The organism is Bradyrhizobium sp., assembly GCF_049798375.1.
Taxonomy (GTDB): Bacteria; Pseudomonadota; Alphaproteobacteria; order Rhizobiales; family Xanthobacteraceae; genus Bradyrhizobium.
Window position 1 is genome coordinate 17251 of record NZ_JBARGP010000588.1, and the last position, 10039, is coordinate 27289.

Genomic DNA, 10039 nt, shown 5'->3' on the forward strand with positions numbered 1-10039 from the left:
CATCGCGGGGCACCTCCATGTCGATCTACCGTTTGAAGAACCTGCTGTCACCACGGTCGATCGCCTTGATCGGAGCGAGTCCGCGTCGAAATTCGGTCGGCCGTGCGATCCTGCAGAACCTCGCGAAGGGCGGATTTGCGGGTCGTATCGGGATCGTCAATTCCCGTTACCCTGAGATCGACGGTGTCGCGACGGTGCCAAGCCTGGACCGGCTCGCGTTCGTTCCGGAACTCGTCATCATCACGACGCCGCTGTCGACCCTTCCAGATCTGGTTGATCAGGCAGGAAAGGTTGGCGCAGCCGGCGCGATGATCATCACGTCAGGCCTTGAGCACGGACCTGGATCGCTGCTGGTTCAAACGGAGAGCGCCGCGAAGCCGTATGGTATGCGGCTCATCGGACCCAATTCTCTCGGCATGATGGTGCCGGCAATCCGGCTGAATGCCAGCTTTGCCGCCCATATGCCGCTCGCCGGAAATCTAGCGCTGATCTCCCAATCCGGGGCGATTGCTGCCGGCATGGTCGACTGGGGCGCCCAGCGCGGCATCGGCTTTTCGGGCATTGTCTCGACCGGCGATCAACTCGACGTCGACATCGCGGACCTTCTCGACCATTTTGCGCTGGATATCAAAACGCGCGCCATTTTGCTTTACATCGAGGCAGTCAAGGACGCGCGGAAATTCATGTCGGCTGCGCGTGCCGCCGCCCGAATCAAGCCGGTCGTCGTTGTTAAATCGAGCGGCCGGGCTCAACAGGCCAAGCCATCTGCGACGCATATCGGCGGATTAGCGGTGACAGACGCGGTCTATGATGCCGCGTTCCTCCGTGCGGGCATTGTGCGTGTCTCCGACCTTCGCGAACTATTCGACTGCGCAGAGACGCTTGGCCGCCTGGAAGCGCCGATTGGAAAGCGGCTAGCGATCCTCGCCAACGGAGATGGCATCGGCAGTCTCGCAATCGACCGGCTTCTCGAGCTTGGCGGGGCGCCGGCGTCCATCGGCCCGATCGTGCAGGCGAAGCTCGATGCCGTGCTTCCTTCGATCTGGTCGGCGTCGAATCCGGTCGACATCGTCGGCGATGCCGACGCCGATCGCTATGCCGCGGCGCTCGAGGCTTTGCTGTCCGACCAGGATAATGATGCGGTGCTGGTCTTGAACGTCCAGACTGCGATTGCCGCGGCGGACGATATCGCTGCGAGCGTCGCCAAGCTGGTTACAACCTATCGCGAGCAGCATCGCCGTTGGGCCAAGCCGGTTCTCGCTGCATGGATCGGTGCGGAGCAGGCGACTCTCGATACCCTGAGCGAGGCGGCCATTCCCAACTACTCGACCGAAGGCGACGCCGTCCGCGGCTTCATGCATCTCGTCCGTCATCGCGAGGTCGTCGAGGCACTTGCCGCCGTGCCGCCCGCCATGCCGAACTCATTCTGCCCTGATGTGGGAACTGCTCGCAGCATCGTAGCTCGCGTATTAACCGAGGGACGAATGTGGCTCGACCCGATCGAAATCAAGCGGTTGCTTGAAGCCTATGAGATCGAGGTGGTGCCGACCTTTGCGGCGGCCAATGTCGATGAGGCGGTCGGCCTTGCGTCTAGTTGGCTTGCGCAGGGCGCCACCGTGGTGCTGAAAATCCTCTCTCCTGATATCGTGCACAAATCCGATGTCGGAGGCGTCGTGCTCAATCTGACCACGCCGGACGCGGTGCGGACCGCCGCGAATAAGATCATTGCGCGGGCAACCTCGCTGCGGCCTGACGCGCGGATCTCAGGCGTGATCGTGCAACCGATGGTCATCAGAACCAAGGCGCGCGAGATCATCATGGGACTTGCCGACGACCCGACGTTTGGCACGGTCGTCGTATTCGGTCGCGGAGGAACGGCGGTCGAGATCATCAACGACAAGGCCTTGGCGCTGCCGCCGCTTGACCTGCGTCTGGCCCGGGACCTGATCGAGCGCACCCGAGTGTCAAGGCTGCTGCGAGCCTATCGCGATGTGCCCGCCGTCAAACCTGACGCGGTCGCAATGGCGCTGGTGAAGCTTGCGCAGATGGCGGCGGATATCCCGGAGATCCGCGAACTTGACATCAATCCGCTGCTGGCTGACGAGAGCGGCATCATGGCCGTCGATGCCCGCGTCGCGGTCGGGCGTGTCGAGGCGAAATTCAAGGGATCCGGTCCGTCCAACCTGGCCGTACGAGCCTATCCGACACAGTGGGAGCGGCACCTGCAGGTCAAGGATTGGCGCATCTTCGTGCGTCCAATCCGTCCGGAAGACGAGCCGCTTATTCACTACTTCCTGCGTCACGTCACGAGTGAGGATCTTCGCCTGCGGTTTTTCGCGCCCATGAAGGAGTTCACCCATGATTTCATCGCTCGCTTGACCCAGCTCGATTATGCGCGTGCCATGGCCTTCCTCGCCTTTGATGAGGTCACCAACGGGCTGCTCGGCGTCGTGCGGATCCACTCTGATTCGGTCTACGAGAGTGGTGAGTATGCGATTTTGCTTCGTTCCGATCTCAAGGGCAAGGGACTCGGCTGGACCCTGATGCAGCTGATCATCGAATACGCCCGAGCCGAGGGATTGAAGGTCATCTCCGGTGACGTTCTGCATGAAAACCTGGTCATGCTCGACATGTGTCGGCGTCTCGGTTTCGAGGTGAAGGCTGACCCGGCCGAGCTCGATCTCTGCAGCGTCAAGCTCCGGCTTTAGGCAACGCGACCCAAACTGGCGGCGCGCTCGGGTACTGATTCCGGCGCCAACCCCACTTTCTCCAGCTACACTCGCGTGACTGCTGCTGCTATGACTGCTGGAGTCCGCTAGAATGGTTTTCCCGCGCCTAACCGCCGCTTGGAACAGCCTGCGGATGTCCAATATGTTGCTTACTACTTCAGTCTCCGATGTAGTATCCTCAATAACGGTGTAGTGTCATTTGCATTCGCCTGCTGATCGGTCGTGTTCCGAAAGCGGATGCGAGGGCCGAAACGACCGGGGGCTTTGGACGCCGGCCGGTTCTGTCTTCCGCGTGGGCTGTCCGAGGAATGTTAATCGACGTTGTCGGTTTGCGTTTTCACGGCGGCAGACTCACGAGTTTTCGGTAATATCTTCCGGTCGGTGGTGGTGTCCGACGCTTGGAGGACCGGCGTGATTGAGGATAAAAAGGTGAGTTCCCGTTCGCCGGCAGGCAGCAAGTTGTCGGTGCTTCGTCAGCACCCGATCTTTGTCGATCTGGAATCCGACGCGCTTGATCAGCTCTGCCGCTATGCCAAGCCTACGTCGCTGAAACGCGGGGCCACGATCTTCTCGAAGGGAGATCCTGGCAACAGCCTATACGCAATCATCAGTGGCACCGTGAAGATCAGCGTCTCATCGCCGGATGGCCGGAACGCGATCCTGAACCTGATCAGCGCCGGGGAGATTTTCGGGGAGGTCGCGCTGCTGGACGGTCGGGAGCGGACCGCCGACGCCACGGCGAATACGAATTGTGAGATATTCGTGATCGATCGCCGCGATTTCCTGCCGTTTGTCAGGAGCCAACCGACACTAGCCATGAAGTTTATCGAGCTCCTTTGCGACCGGCTGCGCTGGACCAGCGACCAGGTCGAGCAGGTCATTCTGCAGGATCTACCTCGTCGGCTTGCTAGCGCGCTGCTCGGCCTCACCGAGAAGCGGAAGCTCGAGCCTACCAGCCGGACCATCGCGATCACCCAGCAGGAGATCAGTGAGATGGTCGGCATGACGCGCGAGAGCATCAACAAGCAATTGCGCGCATGGGCTCTTCGCAACTGGGTTCGCCTCGAACACGGCGCCATCGTTCTGCTCAATCCGGATCCACTGCGGGCGCTCGCCGACGCTGGCGTGCATGATTCCGAGTAGTCAGACGAAATTTGCGCGCAAAACGTGTGTTTTCCAGGTAATCCTCAGCAAGTGTGATCTCGTTCGCATGCTTCGCCGTGCAGATGCGATAGGGCAGTCCTGCGATCTGCACAGGAGGTCCAATGCTGCGACTTTACAATCCCCGGCCGCGCCAGCCCCTTGTCGACTGGACATGGACGGTCCGAATTCTCTCCGCGTACAGCCTGGCGGTATTCGCGCTGGTCTGGCTCGCCATGATCAACCCGAAAATCTCGGTTTGGATTTCGGAGGGGGCGGAGGCCGAGCTCGCGATGGCGGTATCACCGGACGTCGCGCCGGAGACGCAGATTGCGCAGCCTTTCGCTCCAATGCGCGCCACCCAGGTCGTCGAGCGCTTTTACAAATAGCCTTCGCCCGCCTCCGCCGCGAACCGGCCCGGATCGCCTTCCCAGACGATGCGGGCATGTTCCAGCACATAGACGCGATCGGCATGGGGCAGCGCGAAAGTGACATTCTGTTCGCCGAGCAGCACTGTAATCGGTGTCGTCTGGCGCAGCTTCTCCAGCGCCTTCGAGAGTTGCTCGAGAATGACCGGCGCGAGCCCGAGCGTGGGCTCGTCAAGGATCAGGACTTTCGGCTGCATCATGAGCGCGCGTCCGATCGCCAACATCTGCTGCTCGCCGCCGGACAGCGTTTGCGCGAGCTGATCCTGCCGCTCCTTCAGGATTGGGAACAGCTCGAATAGCCAGTCGAGTTGTTTGCCCCGCTCGTCATCGGAGAGATGCTGTCCGCCCAAGTCGAGATTTTCGCGTACGGACATTTCACCGAACAATTCACGCGATTCCGGGCACTGCACGATACCTTCACGCGCGATGCGGGCCGGGCTGGTGCCGCGGAGCGGTGCGCCGTCCCGGACGATATCCCCGCTATAGGGCAGGAAGCCCGAGATCGCGTTGAACAGCGTGGTCTTGCCGGCGCCATTGAGGCCGACCACCGAGACAAACTCGCCGTGGTGGATGTGGATCGAGACATCCTGAAGCGCCTGCGCCTTGCCGTAGAATACGCTGAGGTTCTTCACCTCCAGCGCCGGCACCTTGTCCTTGAAGCTCGTCTCCGGACGTGCCGAGGTTTCGATCTTCCCCCCCAGATAGACGCGCCTGACCGTCTCGTTGCGCATCACCTCGTCGGCGCGCCCGGTCACGATCTCTTCCCCCAGATACATCGCCAGCACGCGGTCGACCATCGCCGCCACGCTTTTGACGTTGTGGTCGACCAGCAGCACGGCACGGCCTTCGTCGCGGAAGCTGCGGATCAGCTCGGAGAACATGCCGACTTCCGCCAACGTCAGGCCCGCGAACGGCTCGTCCACCAGCACGACCTTCGGATCGCGTGCGATCGCCTTGGCAAGTTCGAGCCGTCGTAGATCGGCAAAGGGCAGGGTCGGCGGACGCCGGTTCATCACCGCGCCGAGCCCGACGCGCTCGGCAATCCATTTGGCGCGCTCGGTGAGCGCCTTGTCCGGAAACAGCATCAGCAGGCTGTCTGGCAACAGCGCCACCATGATGTTTTCCAGCACGGTCTGGCGATTGAGCGGTCGTGAATGCTGGAACACCATGCCGAAGCCCATGCGCGCGATCTTGTGCGCGGGCAGGCCGGCAATGTTCACACCCTCGAACATCACCTCGCCGCCGGTCGGCCGTTCGATTCCCATGATTGATTTCATGGCGGTCGACTTGCCCGAGCCGTTCGGTCCGATCAAGCCGAGGATCTCGCCACCGTGAAGATCAAGGCTGATGTTCTTCACCGCCGTCAGTCCGCCGAAGCGCTTGAGCAAGCCACGCACCTGCAGGATCGGAGTGGAAGAGCTTGCGTCCATCACGAGCGCGCCTCACGCGACAGGGCCGCTCCCAGGAAGCCGCCGGGGAAGAACAGGACGACGAGCAGCGCGACGAAGGAAACGATGAACGTCGCAAGCTCGCCGGTCGGCCGCAGGAACTCGCCGGCCACGATCAGGAAGATCGCGCCCAGCGCCGCTCCCAGCACGGTGCGCCGGCCACCAAGCACGGCGGCGACGATCACGTTGACGCCGACCGCGACGTCGACCACCGTTCCGACCGACGCTGTGCCGAAATAGAACACGAGGAGCGCGCCCGACAGGCCGGAGAAGAAGGCGCTGACGATGAAGGCGAACAGCTTGTGCTTGACGATGTTGAAGCCGAGCGCGCCCGCTTGTACCGGGTCCTGGCCACTGGCCTGCAGCACCAGGCCGAGCGGCGATTGAGACAGACCATAGAGCACGGCCGCGCTCACTACCATGAACCCAAGCGCGATCCAGTAGTTGGCACCGGCATTGATGGTGATGACATCGGGAATGGTGAGCCCGATCTCGCCGCCGGTGAGATCGGCAAACACGACGACGAAGTTCTGCAGTATCAGCACCGCGACCAGCGTGGTCAGGCCGAAATAGGGGCCGCGGACTCGGAGGGCCGGTAGCGCCAGCACGAAGCCGGCGACGACCGCCGCCAGCGCGCCAAGCACGATGCACAGATAGACTGACCAGCCATATTGATTGTTGAGGATGCCCGCGGTGTAGGCGCCGACCCCGATCAGGAAGGTCGGGCCGAAATTCACCTCGCCCGCGAAGCCGAACAACAGGTCCCACGACATCGCGAACACGCCGAAATAATAGGCGACGGTCAACAGCCCAAGTACATAGCCGGAGACGTACAGCGGCAGTGTTGCTGCGATCACGACGACGAGAAGCGAGATCAGGAACAGGCGCGATCTGAAGAATCCGGTCATCTCAGCGCCTCCCGAGCAGGCCCTGCGGCCGGATATACATGACGATCACCAGGAGCAGCAGCGCGGGAATGGTGCGATAGGCCGGCGAGATCAGATAGGCCGTCAGGGTCTCCAGATATCCGACCACGAAGGCTGCGATCAGCGAGCCTGAGACGCTGCCGAGCCCGCCGAGCACGACGATCGAAAAGGCGCTCGCGGTGAGCGGACCGACGCTGTAGGAGCTGACCCCTAAGAACATGCCGAGCAGGACGCCGGCGATGCCCGCGAGCACGCCGTAGATGGTCCAGACCACGATGTAGATGTTATTCAGCTCAAGCCCGAGCAGCGTGACGCCGCGCGGATTCATCGAGGCCGCCAGCACCGCCTTGCCGGTTCGGGTGCGGTTCACCAGCACCCAGAGCAAGGCAATCACGAAGCAACAGACCACAGCCGTGAACACCTCGTTCCGTGGCGTTCGCACGCCCAGGATATCGATCACCCCTTCGACGATCGGGAGCACCGTCTTGGCGTTGTTGGTGAAGAAATAGGCGATCAGCTCCTGGATCATGATGCCCCAGAGCAGTGTGCCGGTGAGGACGAAGATCTCCTTCTCCTCGTTGGCGATGCGGCGCGATCGCTGGATCGGTTGCACCACCGCGAAATAGGTCGCGTATGAAGCGACCAGCGCAACCGCAACTCCGATCAACGCACCGATATAGGTGCCAGTATGGAAGATACTCGCCGCAGCCCAGGCCGCGACCGCTGCGAGCACCATGATGGCGCCGTGCGAGAGATTGAGCACGCCGGAAACCCCGAAGATTAGGGTGAAGCCGGTCGCGCCGAGCGCATAAAGGGCGCTGACGGCAAAGCCGTCGATCAGGATCTGAAGTGCGCGCATGAGTATCCGCTGCAGCAGCAGTGGTACTGCTGCCTTGGCTGAAATGAGACCGCAGAGGACCTGCTCCCGAACTTAACCGGGAGCAAGTTGCCTCCCATGTCAGTTCGACGTGACCTTGATGAAGCTCGGGAACTTGATCTGCGCCTTGGCGACTTCCTTCGGCCACACCGCGACCTGCTGGCCGTCCTGCCACTGCAGCATCAGGCCGGTGATCAGGCCCTTGCCATACTTGATCGAATGGGTGAACGGATCATCCTTGCCGTAAAACTGGGTGCGGCCGATCGTGCCTTCCCAGTCAGTCTTCTCGAGCGCATCGACCAGCTTGTCGGCGTCGGTCGAGCCGCCTCGCTTCACGGCGTCGGCAATGTAGTAGACTTCGTCATAAGCGGTGTAGCCGGCATAGGACGGATAGTTGCCGAACTTGGTCTTGAAGCTTTCGGCGAACGGGATCGACTTCGGAGTCACGGCGACGCCGGGACCGGACACGCCCTGATAGAGCACGCCGTTGGCGGCATCATTGGTGTCCTTGCCGAAGGTCGAATTGGTCGCCTGCGAGCTGATGCCGAGCATCGGGATCGGCACCTGCTGGTTCTTCCACTGCACGGTCGGCTGCACGCCGACATGGGAAATGCCGGTGATGATGACGTCCGGTTTCGATCCCTCGATCTTGTTGAAGATCGGGGTGAAGTCGGTGGTGTCCGGCGAGAAGCGGATATGGTCCAATACCTTCAGCCCGATCTTGGGCAGGCACTCCTCGTAGCCGACGTCGAGCGGCTTGGTCCAGGCCGCGTCCTCGCTCATGATGACAGCCGTCTTCATGTGCTTTTGGTCGACCAGCAGCTCCTTCGCGGCGTCGCAGACTGACAGCGCCAGCGCGGCTGAGGTTAGATAGCCGTGGAAGGTGTATTTGTTCTTCTCGTAGTCGGCATGCACGCTCTTGCTGATCTCGTTCGAGGCAGCACCCGGCGTGATGAAAGGCGTTTTCAGGCGCGAAGCCCAGGGCTCCAGCGCCAGCACGACCTCGCTGATATAGCTCGCGATGACGACGTTGACTTTGTCCTCGTTGACGGCGCGCTGGAATGCGCGCACCGAGTCGGCCGAGGAGGAATGGTTGTCGTAGGTAACGATCTCGATCTTGCGGCCATCGACGCCGCCTTTGGCGTTGATCTCGTCGGCGGCCAGCTGCGCGGCCTGCGGGATCGAGGCGCCGGCGATCGCCTGGGCTTCCGCAATGACGCCGATCTTTATCGGGTCGGCGGCGAGCGCCTGGCTGGAGACGGTTGTTAGAAGCCCGAATGCTGCGGCAGCGAGAAGCGCGCGCGATGGCGAGGAGGCTGACAAATCCGGGACTTTTTTCATATCGTTTCGCTCCGCTGACAATTTTTATCGTTCTGTGTTGGCGCATTGTAGCGTTGCTTGCGCGGGCGGCAAGCGGAACCCGTGTTTTGCAGTGCCGAACTAAGACTAATTTATATGCATCCTTAAGATGTTAGTCGTCGAGAATCGCAACCGCGCGGGTCCAGCCCGCGGAGGCGCGCTCGATCTTGACCGGAAAACAGGAGACCATGAAACCGGTCGGCGGCAGCAGTTCCAGATTGTGCAGCTTCTCGATATGGCAGTAGCCGATGTGGCGGCCGGCCTTATGTCCTTCCCAGATCAGGCTGGCGTCCTTGGTGTCGGCGTACTTCTTGGCGGTGTGAATGAACGGCGCGTCCCAGCTCCAGCCGTCGATGCCGGTCAGCCGTACGCCCCGCTCGAGCAGATACATCGTGGCCTCATAGCCCATGCCGCAACCCGAGCTGACATAGTCTGGTTGCCCATATTTGGCGCCCGCCGACGTGTTGACCACGACGATCTCCAGCGGCGAGAGCGTGTGTCCGATCCGCTTCAGCTCCGCCTCGACATCCGCTGCAGTGGCTACATAACCATCCGGCAAATGGCGGAAGTCGAGCTTCACGCCCGGCTGCAGGCACCAGTCCAGTGGCACTTCATCGATCGTCCATGAACGTTCGCCGCGATTCATGGTCGGATGGAAGTGCCAGGGCGCATCGAGATGGGTGCCGTTGTGGGTCGAGAGCTGGACCCGCTCGACCGCCCAGCCCTGTCCATCCGGGAGATCCTCCGCCTTCAACCCGGCGAAGAAGTGCAGCATCGGCGCGAGGCCCTGCTGGTGATCGATATATTGGATGGTCGGATGATTGCCGGGGGGATCGGCCGGCACGTCGTTCTGCAGCGGCACCGAGATATCGATCAACCTGCGCGCCATGAGGCAACTCTCCGTCGTTTGCGGCAGGACGTCAGGCCTGCACTTTCAGAAGCCTTGCTGCGGTCCGTCCGAGCACGTCAAGCTTCTCGTCGTCGCAGAGCGTCGTCGAAGCGAAAATGTGATCGACCGGATGCAGTTGCCACGGATAGGGATAGTCGCTGCCGAGCACGATCTGGCCGGCGCCGACCTGCGCCACCAGATGGCGGATGGCCTCGGGCGAGAAGATCAGGGAGTCGAAATAGA

The 10039-nt window shown here is 61.7% G+C and carries 9 protein-coding genes; 3 read left to right on the top strand and 6 right to left on the bottom strand.

The window, feature by feature from the left end; genetic code table 11:
* Positions 1 to 17 precede the first annotated feature (17 nt).
* From WA702_RS23605 to WA702_RS23615, 3 genes are all read left to right on the top strand, one after another.
* On the top strand, positions 18 to 2708 hold the full coding sequence (locus WA702_RS23605; protein ID WP_425112968.1) for a bifunctional acetate--CoA ligase family protein/GNAT family N-acetyltransferase: 2691 nt from the start codon (positions 18 to 20) through the stop codon (positions 2706 to 2708).
* Between the two features lie 432 nt (positions 2709 to 3140).
* A complete protein-coding gene (locus WA702_RS23610; protein WP_425112969.1) occupies positions 3141 to 3872 on the top strand; it encodes a Crp/Fnr family transcriptional regulator in 732 nt (243 codons plus the stop codon).
* Positions 3873 to 3994: 122 nt separating this feature from the next.
* Positions 3995 to 4258 carry a hypothetical protein gene (locus tag WA702_RS23615; RefSeq protein ID WP_425112970.1) on the top strand — a complete coding sequence of 88 codons (264 nt, stop codon included), beginning with the start codon at positions 3995 to 3997 and terminating at the stop codon, positions 4256 to 4258.
* Here the strand turns inward: WA702_RS23615 and WA702_RS23620 are convergent.
* From WA702_RS23620 to WA702_RS23645, 6 genes are all read right to left on the bottom strand, one after another.
* Positions 4249 to 5727 (bottom strand): ATP-binding cassette domain-containing protein, encoded by a 1479-nt coding sequence (locus WA702_RS23620; RefSeq protein WP_425112971.1) that lies wholly within the window; start codon positions 5725 to 5727, stop codon positions 4249 to 4251. The genes WA702_RS23615 and WA702_RS23620 overlap by 10 nt on opposite strands.
* On the bottom strand, positions 5727 to 6653 hold the full coding sequence (locus tag WA702_RS23625; RefSeq protein ID WP_425112972.1) for a branched-chain amino acid ABC transporter permease: 927 nt from the start codon (positions 6651 to 6653) through the stop codon (positions 5727 to 5729). Before WA702_RS23625 ends, WA702_RS23620 begins: the two co-directional genes overlap by 1 nt.
* Position 6654: 1 nt before the next feature.
* On the bottom strand, positions 6655 to 7530 hold the full coding sequence (locus WA702_RS23630; RefSeq protein WP_425112973.1) for a branched-chain amino acid ABC transporter permease: 876 nt from the start codon (positions 7528 to 7530) through the stop codon (positions 6655 to 6657).
* A gap of 99 nt (positions 7531 to 7629) precedes the next feature.
* A complete protein-coding gene (locus tag WA702_RS23635) occupies positions 7630 to 8889 on the bottom strand; it encodes an ABC transporter substrate-binding protein (protein WP_425112974.1) in 1260 nt (419 codons plus the stop codon).
* Positions 8890 to 9019: 130 nt separating this feature from the next.
* The gene (locus tag WA702_RS23640; protein ID WP_425112975.1) at positions 9020 to 9796 is read right to left on the bottom strand and encodes a cyclase family protein; all 777 of its coding nucleotides are present in this window, start codon (positions 9794 to 9796) and stop codon (positions 9020 to 9022) included.
* Between the two features lie 31 nt (positions 9797 to 9827).
* The coding region (locus WA702_RS23645) for an amidohydrolase family protein (protein ID WP_425112976.1) at positions 9828 to 10039 on the bottom strand (212 nt) is incomplete at its 5' end.